Source organism: Mycoplana sp. ABR4_002, assembly GCF_056159645.1.
In genome coordinates this window covers 1-18769 of sequence record NZ_JBSWVO010000003.1, presented here as the reverse complement: position 1 = coordinate 18769, position 18769 = coordinate 1, and the positions used below count along the sequence as shown (strand labels likewise).

Genomic DNA, 18769 nt, shown 5'->3' with positions numbered 1-18769 from the left:
TTGCCTATAGGAAGGTGAAGGAAGATGCAGAGTGGAAATGTGACGACGCCCTTCGGGCGGCGGCCGATGACGCTTGCCCTGGTGAAAGGGCAGTTCGAGTCGGCCAGGATCAAGGAAGGCAAATCCGCCGACAAGTGGAAGGTCTATCGGGACGCCTGCGATGCGCGCACGCTCCTGGGGTTGAGAGACAGGGCGCTCGCGGTCCTGAATGCGTTGCTCTCGTTCTACCCCGAGACAGATCTCAGCGATGAGAAGAACCTTATCGTCTTTCCCTCAAACGCACAGCTCGCTGCGCGCGCGAACGGTATTGCGGGTTCGACGCTACGGGAGAACCTGGCGCTTCTGGTCGATGCTGGCCTGATCCATCGCAATGATAGCCCCAACGGCAAGCGCTACGCGCGCAAGGGCAGGGACGGTGCGATCGAGGCGGCCTACGGCTTCAGCCTCGCGCCGCTTCTGGCGCGTTGCGAAGAGCTTGCCCAGATGGCGCAACAGGTTGAGGAAGAACGCCGTCGGCTGAAAGTCGTCAGGGAGCGGATCTCGATTTGCAGGCGAGATATCCGCAAGCTGATCACAGCTGCCGTCGAAGAGGGAGCCTCCGGCGACTGGGGCATGGTCGAGGACCATTTCGTGGCGGCTCTCGCCCGCCTTTCACGGGCAAAAGCCGAGCGGGAACTGGCAGAATGCCTCGAAGAGCTGACGCTTCTGCACGAAGAAGTCATCAACTTGTTGGAAGTCCAACTTATTTCTCAAAAAAGCGACACCAATGGTGCTGAATGCCGTCAGCACATACAGAATTCAAATACCGAATCCAGCAATGAACTTGAACCTAGCTCTCGAGATGAGCAGGGGGCGCCGGCGGTGCCACCCAATGAAACGGTGCGGGAGGCCATAAAGGCATTTCCGTTGGGTATGGTGCTTCGGGCCTGCCCGGAGATCGCCATGTACGCCCAGGGTGGGGCAATATCGAACTGGCGCGAGCTGATGTCTGCGGCCGTGACTGTCCGCTCGATGCTGGGGATCAGCCCATCCGCCTACCAGGAGGCCTGCGAGGTCATGGGGTCCGAGAACGCGGCCGTTGCGGTGGCCTGTATTCTCGAGCGGGCAGGGCACATCAACTCTGCTGGCGGATACCTGCGAGATCTGACACGGAAGGCAGCACGAGGGGAGTTTTCGCTCGGGCCAATGCTGATGGCACTGCTGCGGTTGAACGGAAAGCCGGTGCAGAGTACGGGCTGAGCGATCCTGCATTGCAAAGGCTTGAGGGTGGACCGGAATTGAGGGGGCTCGAATGAAAGTGCAGTTCGACATGTTTGATGAAGCAGCGCCGATTGCGGACAAACGCACATGCCAGGAGCCATCGGCGGGATTGACCATCTCCGAGGATGAGATGGTCCGTCGTCTGGAGGCGACCGGCCGCTATCGGATCCTGACGAAGCTTCAACCACGGCCCGTTGCCCGGTTGCCAGAGCCAGGCTTTCCTCTGCACGGGGTAATCGTCGATACCGAGACCACAGGGCTCAATCCGCGCAAGGACGAGGTCATCGAAATCGGCGTCGTCGCCTTCAGTTTCGATGAGAGCGGTCGGATCGGCGAGGTGACGGACATCTACGGCGGGCTGCAGCAGCCTAAAGGACCGATCCCGGCGGATATCACAAGGCTCACAGGCATCACTGACGCCATGGTCGCCGGACAAAGGATCGACCTTGACCGGCTGGGGGCATTGATAGCACCGGCAGACCTGGTCATCGCCCACAACGCGGCCTTCGACCGCCCGTTTTTGCGAGGCGTTGACCGCAACGTTTGAGCACAAGGCGTGGGCGTGCTCGGTTTCTGAGGTCGACTGGCAAGCGCGTGGTTTTGAGGGAACCAAGCTCGGCTATCTCATCGGCCAGGCCGGGTATTTTCATGAGGGGCACCGGGCAGTGGATGACTGCTTCGCACTGCTGGAGGTGCTCGATCGAAAGACTGAGAACCCGGCTGGGTCGGCATTCGCCGAGTTGTACCGCGCTAGTCAGCGTTCGCGAATCCGGATCTACGCTGAGAATGCCCCCTTTGATCTGAAGGACCAACTGAAGGGCAGGGGATATCGCTGGTCCGATGGCAGCGATGGCCGTCCGAAGGCCTGGTGGATCGAAGTTGCCGATGCGGACCTTGAAACAGAACTTTCGTGGCTACGTGCGGATATCTACCGTTATGACGCCCAGCCGCGGATGAAGCATCTGACAGCGTTCGATCGGTTCAAGACCTGAATGGGCAATGATAGACGCCTTCGCCGTGAGCAGGCACGATGAAGGCGTTCGCAATCCGGACTGACCGCCTTCTTGTCGCACCGGGATTGCTCTCCTTCTCGTTCCTCCTGATATTGCCCTGGCATGGCGCTTCCCTCGGCTTCTGCTGGCCGTCTCCAGGCAACGACCCGATCGGATCGACTGTCATAAATCTGTCATCTTATATTGTAGGCAATTGAGAGAGCAGGGAAAATTTGGCAACCTCCCTAATCATGAAGTCAGGGAAACGAGGCAGCAAGCCCGAGACGGGCAATCCGCAGACACTGCTCCAACAGCTTGCTCAAGCCCCGGACAAACTGTTCGGCAAAGCTTTTCGTCATCAATGCGGTGCTCTTTGCTTCCGCTACAAGGAGGATGGCGCCGAGATTGAAGTCCTGGTCATCACCTCGCGCGAAAGTCGGCGATGGGTCATCCCCAAGGGATGGCTGATGAAGGGTAAGAAGCCGTACGAATCGGCTGCAATCGAAGCGTGGGAAGAAGCCGGTGTGCGCGGCAAGGTGAAAAAGAAGTCGGTGGGCAGCTACACCTATCTCAAAGAACTCGATGATGGCGATGTTGCGCCCTGCGTAGTGGAAATGTTTCAGATCGAAGTGACAGAGATTGTGACCGATTTCAAAGAACGAGGACAACGCGTTTTTAACTGGGTAAGTCCGATCGAGGCGGCCTGGCGCGTTCGTGAAGTCGAGCTGAAATCCCTGCTGGTCAACTTCAGGCCGAAAGCCAGAGAACCCCGCAGCTGACACTTCGTGGGCGATGCGACAGGCGGGGAGGGGGCTCTAAAGTCCGGATGCCTTGGTGAGATTGACACGAAACCGGTCGCGCCGGCGCTGGTACTTTCGGGTCATTTCCGCGGAGGAGTGGCCCAACTGCTTCTGGACATAGCGCTCGTCGACTTCGGCCGAGGTGGCAAGACCGGCGCGCAGGGAGTGGCCCGAGAACTTTTCGGCCCGTTCGCCTTCGCCAAGATCACCGCGAACGCCGGCGGCAAGGGCCGCCTTCTTGACAAGGCGGGCGACCTCACGGTCGTTCAACCTGTTCGCTCCGACGTCCTTGCCCTCGCCGCGGACACGGCGGAAGAGGGGGCCCTTTGCGATCCGGGCGAACCGGATCCAACTCTCGACAGCGACGACCGGGCAGGTTGCATTCGACGACCCACGGCCAATTTCGACCTCGCGCCAGCCGGTCTTGCCGCGTAGCGTGACCAGTAGCCCCTTGTCGAAGATCTCGATCCAGCCGCGCCCGTCCTCGGTCTGGTCCCGTCCAAGGTCCAGCCCGACAATCTCCGAACGGCGCAGGCCGCCCGCGAAACCGACGAGCAACATGGCGCGGTCCCGCATTCCGCGCAGGGTTCCCCTGTCGAGCGTCTCCAGCATGGCGATCAGGTCTTCCGGCAGGATCGCCTCCTTCTGCCGGGGCGGGGCGGCGTGGGTGTTGCGGATACCGGCCATCACCGTGGCGATATGGCGATCCTTGCGCTCGAGCGGCATGCCGCGTTGGGCACAGCTCCAGCTGATCGCCGAAAGGCGTCGCTCGATCGTGGAGACGGTGTTTGCCTTCCGGCCACGTTGTGCGGTTCCCGATGCGCAGGCCGTGATGTAAAGGCCGACAACCTGCGGATCCGGGGGCAGGGGCGAAAGGCCCTGACGCCGGCACCAGGCGGTGAAATGCTTCCAGTCGGAGGCGTAGGCCCGGCGCGTATTGGCAGAACTCGACGCCTCGACATAGCCGCGGGCGCGATCGGTGAGATCCTGCAAATGCGCGGGCAGGCGGGGCTCCTGGGGCGGGGGAGGGGAGGGGAGAGCACCATCCTGTGCATCGGTGGCCACCCCGGACGGTTCTGACAGATCACCCGTGGGCGGCTTTGGGCCTGTCACCGGGCCGCTCACGCAGGTGTCTCCCACGGATTGATCACGAATACGTCGCTAGCCTCGAAATCCTCGACGTTGCGTGTGACCAGGATCAGGTCGTGGACAATCGCGGTCGCGGCGATCAACCCGTCGATATCGCCGAGCGGGCGGAGCGCAGCGATGCGGCCCCATTCGACGGCTATCTGGTCGGTCACCGGCAGGATGCGGTCGCCATGGTCGTGGCGCAGCTTGCGCAGCCATTCGGTCAGGTGAGCGGCAGCCTCCGGGTCCGATTTCTGTCTCAGCGCGATGCCGCGCATGATCTCGCAGAGCGTCAGCGCACTGAGGTGGATGCTGCGGGGATCGACGGAGCGGAGCCATGATACCGCCTGCGGCGTCCCACGCCGCGCCTCCGAGACGATGCTGGTGTCGATCAGATACATTAGAAGGCAACGCTGCGGCTTGGTGTGTTGTCGCGCGCTTCAACCGCATCGGCAAGCGCATCGTCCCAGGCCGGGCCGCCGAGCAGGTCGTCAACCAGGGTCGGCCGGCCGGCGCGCAGAGCATCATAGTCGCTGGCGGACAGAATGACGGCCGTGCGCTCGCCGCGCAGCGTGACGATCTGAGGCCCCTCGTGGCGCGCCTTTTGAACGACCTTCGAGAACTGGTTCTTGGCGTCCTGGAGTTGCCATTCCATGCATTTGCTCCATTCTAGCTAGGCTGTCTAGCCAGATATAGCCGTATTAGCTAGCGGCGGGAAGGGCGATCCCCCTGCGAGAACGTGGTTTTTATGCGCAACAGCAGGCCAGGAAACGCGTATCAAAATACGTCCGATAAGGCAAGTTTATCGGTCATTATTAAGTGACGACAGGCTGTGCGCTTGATGTCGCCAATGGTGACCTAAACTGCACATCCAGTGTACATTCTTGGACATGGATTCGCTCGCCAACCCCTGCCTCAGACGCTGCGCCCGCATTTCGTCTGCCCGAATGGACCGCGGCAGCGCAGCGCTGAGGCGAGCGAGGAGGATGCGGTTTTTAACGCTCTTCTGGATGATTCTCGGCGACTCCGCGCCCGTCTGGGCCGGTTGCTGGCGGTCCCGGCGGGCCCGGTGGAATGGACGATCACGATTGAGGGAAAGAACGGGTTCGGCGACGTTTGTCGTCGGGAAGTCCGGATTGACAAGAGCTGAGAGCGCCTATTCGACGGTCTTGCATGATCACCGCGACAGCGCCGGCGCAGGACGTGCGCCAATGACCGAAAAGAGCGGCATTGCGAAGTCGGAAGCCGGAACCGTCGAAAAGACCGGCGCGACGCATCCCGATCGAGGGTGAACCGGGGCTTGGTTATATGCTGCGCAAAGGGTTTGATCTCCCGCCCCTGATGTTCACGATGGAGGAAATCGAGGCCATCACCGTAGGCGCCAAACTCGTTCATCGGATTCGCGATATTGCAGGAAGCGGCCGAGAGTGTGCTGAACAAGCTTCAGCACACCATCCCTAAAGAGCTGCGTTCTTACCTCGTATCCCGCAGGTTCTACGTGTAGGAAGGGGATGCGGTTCGTCCCGAAGGGATCGAGCTGCTCGATGTGCGCAATGCCATCCGGGCATGTCACAAGATCGCCATCACCTACATTGATGAGCAGCAGCGCCGATTACGACGTGTTATCTGGCCGATCGCCACGGTCTACTATGTTGATGTCACCTTGATCGCTGCATGGTGCGAGCTTCGCGGGTATTTTCGCCATTTCCGGGCAGACCGCATCGTGCAGTCCGAAGTGCTCGACGAGCGATATGCTGCCGATAGCAGCTCTATGATGGTCGAGTGGATGGCAAAGCGTTTGTCGACATTCTAAGTGCTACTATGTTGCCCCGAGGTGTGGGCGACTTCTCATCGAGGCCTTCCAGCGCAAAGCTCGGCTCGAATATCCATGTTCCGCAGGATTGTTCCTATACCATCGTGGACAGCGCGTAGGAACTCGTCAGCGATGCCAGATGGCCTAAGCATTTTAGGCCGAACGCACCAGATCTCTGAATAGAGATTTGGTTTGAATGGACGAAATACCAGTCCAGGTTTTCCGTAGCTTACCGCAGTAAGTTGGTCTACGAGAGAGACGCCAGCTCCATTAGCAACAAGGTCACAGGCCACAAAGGCCATCGGTGTTTCCAGATTCAATTTTCGGCGGATTTGGGCGTCCATAAAGACCTGATCGGCTTCCGTAATGTCACCGATATCGCCGATTCGGACGAATTCCTCATCCTGCAGATCTCCGGGCTGGATGCTTTCCTCAAGCGCCAATCGATGACTTGATGGCATGATGCAGACCTCCGGAATTCTTACGAGAAGCTCGCTTGAAACCAGCGGGTGAATAGCACGGCTGTGGGTGAAACCGATGTCAATTTGACCAGCAGTCGCCCACTCATGAATGCGGTCGGAGGTGCGCGCATGCACTGAAACCGAGACATTCTTCTTTTTTGCCGAGAATTTCGTGACAATCGCAGGCAGGAATGAACCCGCCACACTCGGCATCGCCGCGATGTTCAAACGCCCAAATTTCAGTTGCCTAATATCGACTGCGGTGCGCTGAAGCCGCTGAATGCTTTCCCAGGTGCGCTCAACCTCGGCTGCAAATACTTCACCTTCCCGTGTCAAAATCAAACGGCGCTTCGTCCGTTCAAATAACTCCAGTCCTACATGGCTTTCGAGCTGGGCGAGAAGTTTGCTCGCAGCAGGCTGGGTAATGGACAAGGCGTCTGCAGCGGCTGTCAGCGTTCCATGGCGAACAACCAAACGAAATAGCTCAATCTGCCGGATTCGCACTTAGCCCTCTTTGTATAACTGAATGGAATGAATGTGTACTCAATCTCGTATTGATTCCGCCCTTTAAACGAGACCTGTTCAAAGCGCTTTTGCTTTGGACTCAAAGCCGGAAGACAGGAATGGGTGTCGGAACACTAATAGGTCGATAATCCAAAGATCTGCCGCCCATAGGTTTCACAACTTTCTCATGTGTGCAAGCTGCTGAACAAGGAAGAACTTTCCCGAATTCGTTGGAGCCGAAATTGAGGCGTTCTGTTTTTCACGAACTGCTAAAAAAATGGAGCGTGCCGAGACGCGCGCCGTGAGATGCGTTGCAACAAATAATAGGACTGTGGCCATGATGCATACGGATGACCGGTCGGAAGACCGCGCATTTGAAGTAACGAATAAGGTCGTGTTGGCCATAGCTGCGCCGATGACGATAGCCTACCTGACCACCCCTCTCCTCGGGCTGGTGGACACGGCGGTCGTCGGACAGCTCAATAACGTGGCAATGCTGGGCGGACTAGCCGCCGGCGCCGTCATCTTCGATTTGGTGTTCACCAGTTTCAACTTCTTACGGGCCGGCACGACAGGTCTTATCGCGCAAGCATACGGTGCGCGCAATTCGGCAGACGAGCAGCAGATTTTCTGGCGCGCCTCCGGCTTGGGGCTTCTCTGCGGCGTTGTGCTGGCCGTTGCCGCCCCTATTATCGCGCTAGCGGGGACATGGTTTATGGGAGCATCTGACGCGGTTAACGCGGCAATGCGCACCTATATCCGAATTCGCTTGCTGGCCGCGCCCCTTTCCCTCCTGAATTACGTCATCCTCGGATATTTGCTCGGAAAAGGGGAAGCACGGATCGCCTTGGGGCTCCAGGTGCTGATAAACGTCCTCAACATATGCCTGTCGGTATGGTGGGGACTCTTTCTCAACCTGGGGGTTAGCGGTGTCGCTTGGGCAGCCGTTGCGGCAGAGACCGCTGCAGCAATACTCGGCATCGCAATTGTGCTTAGTGGCTTTAGGCGCATTGTGCCGGTTTCCTTGAGCGACCTGCTCGATCGCAGGGCGGTTAAGCGTTTGATGGGCTTCAACCGGGACATCCTGATCCGCACGTTTGTGCTCATGGGCGCCTTTGCCCTTTTCGCCAGGCAGGGCGCCCACCTTGGGACCGTCGAAATCGCAGCAAACGCCATCCTCATGCACTTCCTGGTCATCGCGGGCTTCTTTCTTGATGGATTCGCAGCCGCGGTCGAGCAATTGGCGGGTCGGGCAGTAGGAGCGCGCTATCGTCCGGCCTTTGATAAGGCGGTCAAATTGACGACAGTTTGGGGCGGTGTTTTGGCTGCAGTGTTCAGCGTGATTGCCATCGTATGGGGGACTGAACTCATCAATCTGATCACGACTTCAAAGGAGGTAAGAGACGAGGCGATAAAATATCTACCGCTCGCGGCCGCCACAGGCCTGACCGGTGTTCTCGCCTTTCAGATGGACGGAATCTATCTCGGAGCAACGTGGTCTTCGACGCTCCGAAACATGATGTTGCTGTCATTTGCCGTTTACATAGCGGCGCTCGTCGTCCTAGGCCACTACCTGGCCAATTATGGGCTCTGGCTCGCGCTGCACATTTTCCTGATTTCGCGTGGTGTAAGCTTGATGCTGGCGCTTCCGCGCCTTCGTGCCGTGACGTTCGGCAACGTATAAGTCGCCTTCAGGGGCACGCTAGGTAGCCGAGTGACCCGGCAGATTCATCCGCAACGATGGACATGTCAAAAACCACCTTGCACGGGCTAGTAGGCGCTCCAATTGGAGCTGCTTACTAGCCCGTTCATGTTCGCAGCGAAATCTGCAATGCGGAGGCAGAACCCAGGAATACCGGGCACACCACCGCTCTCACATTGGTGACGATCATCTTCCATAACCAAATGGAATGAACCTCCCGCCGATCATGTATTGATCAAAATCGCTTCTGGAAGACTAAGTATCCAAAGTCAACTTTCCAAGAAGGGCGGTTTTTCGTGGCGAAATCATATGATGCGGGAAAGGTTGTCGATGATTCCGGTTGGATCTGCTTACATAGAAACGAGAACCATTTTATCAGCTCTGATTGGATGGATTATGCGTTAGGCGGCGACCGAAGCATAAAATACACATCTTACCCCGACCCTTTCTCGGCAGAGCTACGGGACAGACTGGCAAAGCTATACGAGGTCAGTGTTTCCAACATATATGTGGGTAACGGATCGGACGGCGTTCTCGCCGATATTTTTGCTATTCTACGGCAAACCCACAGTGAAATTAATCTGCCGCAAGTCGGGTACAAGGTCTACGATATCCTGGCTTCACGCCTGAATTTCGGCGTTAACCGCTATGTTAGCGGCTTGAATCGTGCAGATCTAAGATCGTTTTCGGGCTTGTCGGTAATCGACTCCCCCAACGCGATTACCGGCTCGACGGGAACAGCGGGCCTCATCGACGAAATATCAACGGCTTCGGATAACTTCGTGATCTGGGACAATTGCTACGGCGATTTTGAAAGCAGGCAGCTGAATGTCGCTGGCAAACTGTCGAACATGGCGGTGGTTCGCAGTTTCTCCAAATACTACGGCCTCGCGGGGTTGCGCATCGGCTATTGCATCGCCTCAGCAGAGATGGTGTCCGCTTTGGATCGGTCGAAAGACGTTTACAATGTGAATGTCGTCGCCCAGTCCTTGGCCGCTCGCGCCCTAGACGGCGCCAACGAGTTCGAGGCATTTTCAGTTCGGATGCTGCGGGTGCGTGACGAGTTGCAAAAGCACCTGGTCGCTCTCGGCTTTCATGTAGTCGAGCCGCACGGGAACTTCATTTTCGCCAGCCATCCGGCCGTTTCCGGCGCAGATCTTCAGGCATGTTTGGAAACCTACCAAATCCTTGTCCGCAGGTTTGACTATCCGGAAATCGCGAACTGGCTTCGCATTACCGTTCCGACCGAGGCCGACTTGGACCGCGTATGCGAGGCTTTGCAAGCCGCGTGCGCAATCGAAAACCGCCTGCAGCTTTCTGCCGGCGAATAGCACCTTTCTTCGTAAACCTTTCAAACAATGCGTTTCACAAGGAAAATGAGATGAATGCGAACTATTCTGTTTCTGTAATCGGTGCTGGAAACTGCGGTTGCGCTTTCGCTGCCGATTTGTCCCGTCGGGGGATCGATGTGCTTCTTTACGGCCATCCGAAGCATCGGCGCAATATCGATGCGATTCGCGACAAGGGCGGCCTAACGGCGCGCATGAAGATCGAGGGCGTATTTCACCCCGCAACGACGACGGATATGGCAGCAGCAGTGAACTTCTCCCGCTTCCTTATCGTAGGCGTCCCCTCCTATGGTCACGAGGACATCGTGGCGGAACTGGAGAGATTTGACCTGAGCAACCACACCATTGCGGTAATGAGTGGCAATTTCTTCACATTGGCCGCTTTCGGCAGATTGAACGCAAGGCTCATTCTTGAAGCAAACGGATCGACATATGCCTCACGGATGAGCGACGGCGAGATTATCGTAACCGGCATCAAAGCTAATCTGCCTATCGCATCATTTCCAGCGAATATCAGCACGCCAGACCGGAAAATAGCAGCGGATATATTGGGCGTCCCGCTCCACTGGTACAAAAACATCCTAGAGATAGGGATGTTTTGCACGAACGGCGTGCTTCACGCCATTCCCGCGATTCTTAACACCGGATGGATCGAGAGCACCAAAGGCGACTTCTATTTCTACCGGGACGGGATTTCGCCCTCAGTCGGGAATGTCGTTGAGACCGCCGACAGGGAGCGTTTGAAAATTTGCGAGGCATTCGGCTTCGAGCTGCCGACGGTCTTGGAAGAATTGACGGGATTCTATGGCGGCAACTACGAGCGAATGTCGGACTTCGCATATCACACAAAGGTGCACAACGCCACAAAAGCCGCACCTGCCAGCATGCATGATAGGTTTATCGCCGAAGATATCCCGTACGTCCTGGTGCCCTGGTGCGATCTTGCGGCATTGGTCGGCGTTAAGGTTCCGACAATGCGCGCTGTCGTGGAACTTGCCTCGGTCATCAACGGCATCAACTACTTCGAGACGGGCCGCACTTTGAAGCGGCTGGGTATCAATCACATGACCAAGAGGGACTTGCTTCACCTTGTCAACAACGGTGACGTCCGGTCCAGCCAGCTTTATGACTACCGTGAGCCAATTGGGCATTTGTAACTGCCAAATCGACAGCGTCGGGAAATGTCCGCACCATATGGGCTGAAAATCCCGGCGCAACACCTGATTTTTAGCGAATACATGCACCGAGGATGAAATGCCAGGTGACTTTTTTGTCCGCCGATGCGCAGATCCGCCTCAGTACATCAGCGGCGATCTTTCCTCAGTCTCACCATGACGATTTTGGGGTTCTCGCCGGTCCGCTCGACGTCGACGATGCCAGACGCTTCGGCAAGGTCGCTAAGACGAGGAAAGCCATAATTACGAGCGTCGAAATCCGGTGCTTGCTTTGCCAGATGTGCGCCGACGCGAGCAAGATTGGCGCGTCCGTCTTCATCGGCCGAGGCGGTTACGGCCTTGACCAGCATATCGAGCGCGGGTGATGTCAGGTTAACGGTAGCTGAAGCCCTTGGCTGCTAATCAGCAGCCATGATCCAAGCCACTGTCAGTTATAAGCGTCATCGTTTCCCGCCCGCTGTCATTGCCCATGCGGTCTGGCTGTACGTTCGATTTCCGCTGAGCCTACGTCTGGTGGAAGAGATGCTGCTGGAGCGAGGCATTGTCGTCTCTTAAGAAACGGTCCGGTGCTGGGCGAAGAAGTTCGGCCCGGATTATGCTGGCCGTTTGCGGCGGAAACCGCCAAGGGCCAGCGATGTGTGGCATCTGGATGAAGTGGTCGTGACGATTGGCGGGAGGAAGCACTGGCTGTGGCGCGCGGTCGATCAGGAAGGCTACGTTCTCGACGAGATCGTCCAGAGAGCCGGCGCAACACCAAGGCTGCCAAGCGTCTCCTGATCAGGTTGATGAAGAAGCAGGGATGCCTGCCAAAGCGCATCGTCACTGACAAGCTTCGCTCCTATGGCGCGGCACGATGCCATGTCGGCTGTCGAGCATCGATCGCATAAGGGCCTGAACAATCGCGCCGAGAACTCGCATCTGCCTTTGCGAAAACGAGAGCGGGCCATGCAGGGATTTCGGTCGCCAGGCGGATTGCAACGCTTCCTGTCCGTCTTCTCGGCAGTCCGAAACCTCTTCGTCGCACCACCGAGACGCTCAGCTCTTTCCACATATCTCTATCGCGTCCGCGCATTGGCCCATTGGAGGGCTGTGACCGGCGCGCTGTCCTGATTTTTGGTCCACGCAACTCTCATTGCGCCTGTCGATGAACAACGTGATGTGGTGGATGGCGCCCTCCGACGGCATCGAGTGTGCCAGAATAGGTTGTTGCAAACCTTGAGAGGAGCCACCCACCATGGGAGAGATTACGACGATCGGCCTCGATATAGCAAAGAGTGTTTTCCAGGTTCACGGCGTTGATGCCGATGGGCAGGTTGTCTTGCGCATCTCCCGCCGCGCTTTATCGTATGAGGAAGGGGAGCAGTGACACACCCTTGGCGAATTGGGCGCGAGGCTTACTGGCGGAGAAGCCGTTCAAGCTTGTAGCTGTCGCGCTCGCCAACAAGATCGCCCGCATCGCCTGGGTGATCATGGCGAGGAACATGGACTTCCAGCCGGGCAACTTCACCGGCGGCAGCGCTGAGGTCGCAGCCTCGACCTGATCACGACAGTGCCCTTCGGGCAAAACAGTTGGCGGAGTGACGATGACATGATGTGACAGCGAAAGCGGAATGGACCGCACGAACCGAAGAACCCGTGGTGATGTCTTGCGCATCAACAGCGCGTCAACGTGATAGGGATCGGTTCAGGCGGACAACATCAGGGCCAGCGGTCCATTGTGCCGCGCAAACAGGCCGGAGACATGACTGCACCCGACCCGCAAAGCTCAATCATCATCCAAAGCCACATTGCCAAACGGGCGCCATCCAGACATGACATCACCACTACGAGGGCAAGCGTCTCGTGTTTCAGTCTCCTGCGGAAGACGCCAACCTGTTGGGCAATCGCGTCAGTGCATTCTTTTTCTGGAACGATTGTATCTCATCGATCAAGATCACAAAGAAAAGCTGATGAATGTTGCGCGACATTAAAGGCTGCCAACCGAGGGGCAGCCTTTTCTTTTGTCAGTCGGGAACGCCGACTTTAAAATCGAGGCCGTCCATTTCGACATCGACCGAGGCGAAAAATTTGCCGTCATAGGCCAAGAGTTGCTCGGGGAAGGCTCCGGTTCCGAACGCCGAGAACGTCGCCATCTTGATCTTCCAGCCAGTTTTCGAATGAGAGAATGGTTGACGGATGCAGTCGCGCTTAGCGCAGCGGCCGGATGATCTGGCACCGATCCCTCCAAAGGAACAATGATCGTTGTCGGCTTGCTACGACGCGAATTGCTCTTGCGTCAGCGGTACGCTACAGGTCTACCGCTGATTGCGTTGGAGACTGCATGAAACGGAGTGCTCTAATAGTGGCGATTGCGGCTTTGCCCGCTGGAATTCAGCCGGCGAAGGCGATCGATGTTGAACGCCTGTTCGGACATACCGTCCGCATCGAGGGTGAATATCCCGAGCGCGCCCTCAAAATCGATGGCCGAGAAATACACCGGAATGCCATTCTCCTGTTCGATGACCTGATCATTGTGAGCGGTGTTCCGGCGTTGATCGGCAGCAGTTCCAATGGGGGAAATATGTGCGACGGTACTCCGTTCGTCGCGTCCTTCCCGCCTGGCAGCAAGCCGCGTTTCGATGGCCCGATCGATGCGTGCGCGTATATTGAACACGAGGTCTTTGAAGATAAGGTCGTGTTCTCGACCCCGGACATCCCTGGGAAGGGCCGTGAGCAATGGTCTTGGACCCCCGCCGACGGTCTCAAGGAGTTGGGGATCGTGCCGTTTGTAGCAGAGGACAATTCGGGCTGGCAGGCACTCAGGGAGCGTTCATTTCAGCATCCCTCTGACGCTTTGCAGAACTCCGAAATCGCGGCAACGCTCAAGACGCTCCTCGGCGCTGATCTCAAGGCCTTTCAGGAAATCATCACTGGAATAGGGAGCGGCGAGTTCAAGAGCGACGATTACGTTGGAACCACCTGTACGCCGCACATGTGCGGGGAAGAGGAGGCGTTGCTCTTCCTGTCCGCCAAGGATCGACAGGCCTTTGCTGCCTGGAAGCCTTACGAAAAGAAAATCGTTGTTCAACCGCCTGTGAAGCAGTGGCCGGAGAAAGCAAAACAGGAATTGAGATCATGGGCCGAAAAGTGGAAATAGCGGGTGCCGCGGCATTCATCTTCATCCAATGGGCCGCTATGTCGAGCAGGTGCTGGTCCTGACCCTGGCGGAGGGCGACATCGTCGTGATGGACAACTTACCCGCCCACAAGGCTGCAGGCGTTCATGACGCGATCGAGATGGCAGGCGCGAGCCTGCTCTACCGCTCGTTCAACGAGCACATCTAACGCTGCGGATCGCCACATGCTGACCTCATTTACCTCAGTTGCCATCGTACTCAATCAATCAGTCAATTTGTCAAATCATTTAGTGACACCCTCATAGCCACTTAAACCAGTTTGTCGTTCCGGCGACGATTCTCGTGACTCCGATTATCCCTTACGGGCTAATGGGCGTGACGGGCCTGAGCCCGACACGCCTGTTGGCTTATTCGTCAAGGCTTCGCTTTGACGTTTCCGGCAGGAAGAAGATCGCGACCAGGAAGGACATCGACGCAATAGCGATCGGATACCAGAGACCGAAGTAGATATTCCCGGTGGCGGCCACCATCGCGAATGCCATTGTTGGCAGGAAGCCACCGAACCAGCCATTGCCGAGATGATAGGGCAGAGACATTGCGGTGTAGCGGATTCGCGTTGGGAAAAGCTCCACAAGCGTCGCAGCCAGGGGGCCGTAAACCATTGCTACCAGTGAAACCAGGCAGAACAAGACGGCGAATGTCTTCACATAATTAATTTCAGCTGGGTTAGCTTTCGCCGGATAGCCGACATCCGCGAGCTTTGCCGAAAGGTTGCCGGCAAATTCTGCTGTTCTTGCCTTGAGGGCTGCTGCGTCTAGTCCGCGGGCCTCGAAAGCTTCGATGCGCTCATCACCGATCAGCACATGCGCGACGTGCCCCGCTTCTGCCGGTTCATTCGTATAGTTGACCGACGCTTTGGCGAGAAACGATTTTACGATATCGCAAGAACTGGTGAACGCGGACGTGCCGACTGGATTGAACTGGAACGAGCAAGAGTTGGGGTCGGCAACGACGACAACTGGTGCGGTTTCAATCGCGGTGGCGAGCCTTGGGTTGACCGCAGCGGTCAACTGGCCGAACAGCGGCATATAGAATACGGCCGATAACAGGAAGCCGGCGACCAAGATTGGCTTTCTGCCAATTTTGTCGGACATCCAACCGCACAGCAGGATAATCGGCGTTCCGACGATCAATGCCGCACCAATAAACAGGCTGGCTGTCACGGCGTCCACCTTCAGCGTCTGCGTGAGGAAGAACAGTGCATAGAATTGCCCCGAGTACCAGATGACGGACTGTCCAGCGACCATGCCAAACAACGCGATCAGAATGTACTTCACATTTTCCTTTGAGGAGAAGGTCTCCTTGATTGGCGCCTTCGATGCCTTGCCCTCGGCCTTCATCTTCAGGAAGATCGGTGATTCATGAAGGGACATGCGAATCCAAACTGATATTCCAAGGAGGAAAATCGAGAACAGGAAGGGAATGCGCCATCCCCAGTTTGCGAAAGCTTCTTCACCCAGCCAGGTCCGGACAATGAGGATGACGGCGAGCGAAAGCAGGAAGCCCAATGTAGCAGTGGTTTGAATCCACGCTGTATGGAGTCCTCGTTTTCCGTTCGGTGCGTGTTCGGCGACGTAGATGACCGCTCCTCCGTATTCGCCACCCATGGCAAGCCCTTGGATCAAGCGCAGCACTACCAGAAGGATCGGTGCGGCGATGCCTATCGTGGCATATCCAGGCAGCAAGCCGACTGCGAAGGTCGAAATGCCCATCAGTATGATTGTGACCAGAAAGGTGTGCTTCCTGCCGATCGTATCGCCAAAGCGGCCGAAAAACAGCGCGCCGAACGGTCTGACGGCAAAGCCCGCAGCGAAGGCAAGCAATGCGAAAATAAACGCAGCAGTCTCGTTGACGGCTGAGAAAAATTGATGGCTGATGATAGCCGCCAGCGAGCCGTACAGATAGAAATCGTACCACTCGAAGACCGTTCCTAGCGACGATGCGAAAATGACCTTCCGCTCACTTGCTTTAAGCGGTGCCCAGCGTTCAGCTGGTGCGGTGTCTGCTATTGTCATGTTTTCCTCCCCTTTGACAGCTACTAGACGATGACGCCAGCTTTCGCGAAAGCCTCGAGTTTTGCGGGGGTGATGCCCTTGCGCCACTCCGCTTCCGCGCCCGGTTGAGGAAGGATACGGCCGAACTCCATCATTTGCGTCGCCGCAATGTCTTGCAGGTAAACCCAAATGTCTTCAGGCCCTACACCTGCGATCGTACGGACGCGCTCAGCGATCTCGGTCATCAACCCGGCCTTTACCTCGACGGAACGACCATCACGGATCATTCCATGAACAAAAATATGCCGGGTATTGTTTAGTTTGCCGCCAATATAGTGCCGTTTCTCTCCGACTGGGCAAAAAATCGTTTGCGCAAAAAAGCCGGGCGCGGCGGTATGCTCGTGGTGCGCTGTCGTGATGGCCGCGGAGATTTCCGCTTCCTGATCCGGTGAGAGTTGAACGTTTGCAGATATGACGGAATAGGTTGGCATAAAGTCCTCCATAACGATGTATATGCATCAAACTGCTTGCACGAAGCCCTTGATGGGCGTTGATGATATACACTTTCAATGTACATGCAACCATTATCGTTGCATATGCATCCGCAATCAGCTATCTTCATGAAAACCCATGGAGTAAACATGTTCACTGATTGCTACGGAACTCAACTCAGACGATCAGCAAGGGCTCTGACTCGCCTATATGACGAAGCTCTCAAAGGCGATGGTATCCTGTTGACTCAGTTCTCCCTCTTGCGCGCGCTTGACCGGCTTGGATCAGCAACATTCTACGAACTTGCCGAGGAATCGGCTCTCGACAAAACTACGATCTCGCGAAACGTTAAAGTCCTTGATTCTGCGGGATGGGTGCAATTCCAGAATACTGAAGATTTGCGCGAGAAAACCATTCTGTTGAGCGCGGCTGGAAAACAAAAGCTTAAAGATGCAACGGCGAGCTGGCGCGTTGCTCAAGACCGTATTCGAGAATCGGCCAAAGAAATGTTCTCGAAGCAGGGTGGCGGCGATCCACTCATTGAGGCGCTTGAGAAGTTTCAGATGCTGACGCTACGCGATATACAAGCGGAAGCAACTCCCCGTCGGCGGAGGCGTACTTCGTAACTAGGCGTCTCTGCAAAAAACTCTCGTCGCGAGCGTCGATACGGCTAACTCGGGGCGGGGTGATGTCAGGTTAACGGTAGCTGAAGCCCTTGGCTGATAATCAGCTACCTCATTGACGGTGGCGAACAGTTGGACACGGCGGTCGAGATGGGCACCACGCTGGAGCAATGGATCAACAAGGACCGCAAGGAGGAGATCGAGCGCATCCTCGTGGCCTATGTGCCGACGCAACGCTATCAGCTTCTGCCCGCACTTATTAGCGGGAAGGGGGACATCGTCGCGGCCATTTTGACGATCACGCCGGAGCGGTTGCAGACCGTTGATTTCATGGCCCCTTCGCCACGGGCGTCTCCGAGGTGCTTGCAACAGGCCCATCCGCCGAGCCGGTGTCAAGTTGGGGCGATCTGGGAGGCAAGGAAGTCCACGTTCGCCGATCGAGCAGCTACTTCGAGCATCTCGGCGCGCTTAACGACATGCGCGCCGCCGCCGGCAAGGAACCGGTCCTACTGAAGGAGGCAAGCGAGCTTCTCGAAGACGAAGACCCGATGGGGCTTCTGCCTTGGTGCGCTCACATGCTCAAACCCAGCCCCTTCTTCAATCCTCGTGTCAGCTCGTACTTCCGGCTGAGCTCCGTCCGCTGCGTCCGATCGACGAGGCGGGCGACGTCCTTGACGCGCTCGATCATCGCCCCATCCTTCAATCCCAGCCGATCAAGCTCTTTCCTGAACTCACGCGGGTCCGAACTGCCGAAGCGCTGCTGAAGGGCATGGGCGATGGTCTTGGTCTCCTCAAGCACCTGCCGCCCTTCCGGCGTGCCCGAGAGCTCCGCGAGGAACTTCGGCTTTTCAGCCTGCGGCAACGCGTCGAACTGCTTGAGGATGTCTTCACAGCGATTTGTGAGACCGGGAACTTCGACCAGGTCTCTATTGTTGCGCTGCCAGATTTCAGACTGACGTTCCGCCTCAAGCCGCCACGTCCAGGTTTTGGCCGCCGAAGCGATGTGATGACCGAGTGCTTTGGCGAAGTGACGCGCCGCTTTGCGGTCCCCGTTGTCGCCAAACAGCCCTGCCTTGCCGCGGAGCGCTCCGAACCGTTCCGGATGCTCGGCAAAGGAGTTCGCAAGTGTCTGCCCGCCTGCCCCCGCCTCGACGATCGCCGATCCGATTCTGACCGCAGCACTTTCCGGGTCGACATAGACCTTTCGGCCCACCGACCGCACCGCTTCCATCGCTTGGTCGAAGTCCGGCTTTGCCTTTTCGCGCGCGATATCCTCGATGCTGCGTGCATAGTTCGTGATC

At 57.1% G+C, this 18769-nt stretch carries 19 protein-coding genes and 4 pseudogenes; 14 read left to right on the top strand and 9 right to left on the bottom strand.

Going from position 1 to position 18769, the window contains the following annotated elements; all coding sequences use genetic code 11:
- Positions 1-24: 24 nt before the first annotated feature.
- From repC to ACXAGF_RS22425, 3 genes and pseudogenes are all read left to right on the top strand, one after another.
- Complete coding sequence (repC, locus tag ACXAGF_RS22435; RefSeq protein WP_475019772.1) at positions 25-1239, top strand: plasmid replication protein RepC; 1215 nt, start codon at positions 25-27, stop codon at positions 1237-1239.
- 52 nt (positions 1240-1291) lie between these two features.
- A pseudogene (locus tag ACXAGF_RS22430) lies at positions 1292-2252 on the top strand (3'-5' exonuclease).
- A gap of 251 nt (positions 2253-2503) precedes the next feature.
- Positions 2504-3031 (top strand): NUDIX hydrolase, encoded by a 528-nt coding sequence (locus ACXAGF_RS22425; RefSeq protein WP_475019990.1) that lies wholly within the window; start codon positions 2504-2506, stop codon positions 3029-3031.
- A gap of 36 nt (positions 3032-3067) precedes the next feature.
- On the opposite strand, the gene ACXAGF_RS22420 is transcribed toward ACXAGF_RS22425, so the two are convergent.
- From ACXAGF_RS22420 to ACXAGF_RS22410, 3 genes are read right to left on the bottom strand one after another with little or no spacing between them, the layout of a single operon-like run.
- Positions 3068-4117, bottom strand: coding sequence for a site-specific integrase (locus tag ACXAGF_RS22420; RefSeq protein WP_475019771.1), 1050 nt, complete (start codon positions 4115-4117; stop codon positions 3068-3070).
- 56 nt (positions 4118-4173) lie between these two features.
- On the bottom strand, positions 4174-4581 hold the full coding sequence (locus ACXAGF_RS22415; RefSeq protein WP_475019770.1) for a PIN domain-containing protein: 408 nt from the start codon (positions 4579-4581) through the stop codon (positions 4174-4176).
- Positions 4581-4835: a type II toxin-antitoxin system Phd/YefM family antitoxin gene (locus ACXAGF_RS22410; protein ID WP_475019769.1), complete on the bottom strand. Its 255-nt coding sequence runs from the start codon at positions 4833-4835 to the stop codon at positions 4581-4583. The genes ACXAGF_RS22415 and ACXAGF_RS22410 overlap by 1 nt, the downstream gene beginning before the upstream one ends.
- Before the next feature lie 891 nt (positions 4836-5726).
- Between ACXAGF_RS22410 and ACXAGF_RS22405 the strand changes: the two genes are divergently transcribed.
- Positions 5727-5993 (top strand): helix-turn-helix transcriptional regulator, encoded by a 267-nt coding sequence (locus ACXAGF_RS22405; RefSeq protein WP_475019768.1) that lies wholly within the window; start codon positions 5727-5729, stop codon positions 5991-5993.
- Between the two features lie 35 nt (positions 5994-6028).
- Here the strand turns inward: ACXAGF_RS22405 and ACXAGF_RS22400 are convergent, their stop codons facing one another.
- Positions 6029-6958: a LysR substrate-binding domain-containing protein gene (locus ACXAGF_RS22400; RefSeq protein ID WP_475019767.1), complete on the bottom strand. Its 930-nt coding sequence runs from the start codon at positions 6956-6958 to the stop codon at positions 6029-6031.
- A 337-nt stretch (positions 6959-7295) separates the two neighbouring features.
- Between ACXAGF_RS22400 and ACXAGF_RS22395 the strand changes: the two genes are divergently transcribed.
- The 3 genes from ACXAGF_RS22395 (at position 7296) to ACXAGF_RS22385 (ending at position 11166) form a co-directional block, all read left to right on the top strand.
- Complete coding sequence (locus tag ACXAGF_RS22395; protein ID WP_475019766.1) at positions 7296-8642, top strand: MATE family efflux transporter; 1347 nt, start codon at positions 7296-7298, stop codon at positions 8640-8642.
- A 314-nt stretch (positions 8643-8956) separates the two neighbouring features.
- Positions 8957-9991, top strand: a complete 1035-nt coding sequence (locus ACXAGF_RS22390; protein WP_475019765.1) for a pyridoxal phosphate-dependent aminotransferase — start codon at positions 8957-8959, stop codon at positions 9989-9991.
- 50 nt (positions 9992-10041) lie between these two features.
- Positions 10042-11166 (top strand): NAD/NADP octopine/nopaline dehydrogenase family protein, encoded by a 1125-nt coding sequence (locus tag ACXAGF_RS22385; RefSeq protein WP_475019764.1) that lies wholly within the window; start codon positions 10042-10044, stop codon positions 11164-11166.
- Between the two features lie 146 nt (positions 11167-11312).
- On the opposite strand, the gene ACXAGF_RS22380 is transcribed toward ACXAGF_RS22385, so the two are convergent.
- Positions 11313-11534, bottom strand: a complete 222-nt coding sequence (locus ACXAGF_RS22380) for an OST-HTH/LOTUS domain-containing protein (protein ID WP_475019763.1) — start codon at positions 11532-11534, stop codon at positions 11313-11315.
- Between the two features lie 61 nt (positions 11535-11595).
- Here ACXAGF_RS22380 and ACXAGF_RS22375 point away from each other — a divergent pair.
- From ACXAGF_RS22375 to ACXAGF_RS22365, 3 genes and pseudogenes are all read left to right on the top strand, one after another.
- Positions 11596-12294: pseudogene (locus tag ACXAGF_RS22375) on the top strand (IS6 family transposase).
- A gap of 124 nt (positions 12295-12418) precedes the next feature.
- Complete coding sequence (locus ACXAGF_RS22370) at positions 12419-12550, top strand: hypothetical protein (protein WP_475020008.1); 132 nt, start codon at positions 12419-12421, stop codon at positions 12548-12550.
- Positions 12516-12725, top strand: a pseudogene (locus ACXAGF_RS22365) (hypothetical protein); the annotation flags it as partial. The gene ACXAGF_RS22370 and the pseudogene ACXAGF_RS22365, both read left to right, overlap by 35 nt.
- A gap of 462 nt (positions 12726-13187) precedes the next feature.
- On the opposite strand, the gene ACXAGF_RS22360 reads toward ACXAGF_RS22365, so the two are convergent.
- Entirely contained in the window at positions 13188-13316 is a 129-nt protein-coding gene (locus tag ACXAGF_RS22360) for a hypothetical protein (RefSeq protein ID WP_475019762.1), read from the bottom strand.
- Positions 13317-13504: 188 nt separating this feature from the next.
- Between ACXAGF_RS22360 and ACXAGF_RS22355 the strand changes: the two genes are divergently transcribed.
- Positions 13505-14320 (top strand): hypothetical protein, encoded by an 816-nt coding sequence (locus ACXAGF_RS22355; protein ID WP_475019761.1) that lies wholly within the window; start codon positions 13505-13507, stop codon positions 14318-14320.
- A 37-nt stretch (positions 14321-14357) separates the two neighbouring features.
- Positions 14358-14483, top strand: a pseudogene (locus ACXAGF_RS22350) (IS630 family transposase); the annotation flags it as partial.
- A gap of 223 nt (positions 14484-14706) precedes the next feature.
- Here the strand turns inward: ACXAGF_RS22350 and ACXAGF_RS22345 are convergent.
- Together ACXAGF_RS22345 and ACXAGF_RS22340 are read right to left on the bottom strand one after the other, a co-directional pair.
- On the bottom strand, positions 14707-16374 hold the full coding sequence (locus ACXAGF_RS22345; RefSeq protein WP_475019760.1) for an MFS transporter: 1668 nt from the start codon (positions 16372-16374) through the stop codon (positions 14707-14709).
- Between the two features lie 23 nt (positions 16375-16397).
- Entirely contained in the window at positions 16398-16844 is a 447-nt protein-coding gene (locus ACXAGF_RS22340) for a tautomerase family protein (RefSeq protein WP_475019759.1), read from the bottom strand.
- Positions 16845-16922: 78 nt separating this feature from the next.
- Here ACXAGF_RS22340 and ACXAGF_RS22335 point away from each other — a divergent pair, with 78 nt between their 5' ends.
- Entirely contained in the window at positions 16923-17471 is a 549-nt protein-coding gene (locus ACXAGF_RS22335) for a MarR family winged helix-turn-helix transcriptional regulator (protein ID WP_475019758.1), read from the top strand.
- A gap of 129 nt (positions 17472-17600) precedes the next feature.
- Positions 17601-17981 (top strand): transporter substrate-binding domain-containing protein, encoded by a 381-nt coding sequence (locus ACXAGF_RS22330; protein WP_475019757.1) that lies wholly within the window; start codon positions 17601-17603, stop codon positions 17979-17981.
- A gap of 58 nt (positions 17982-18039) precedes the next feature.
- On the opposite strand, the gene ACXAGF_RS22325 is transcribed toward ACXAGF_RS22330, so the two are convergent.
- A partial coding sequence (locus tag ACXAGF_RS22325; protein WP_475019756.1) for a BID domain-containing protein occupies positions 18040-18769 on the bottom strand: 730 nt, incomplete at its 5' end.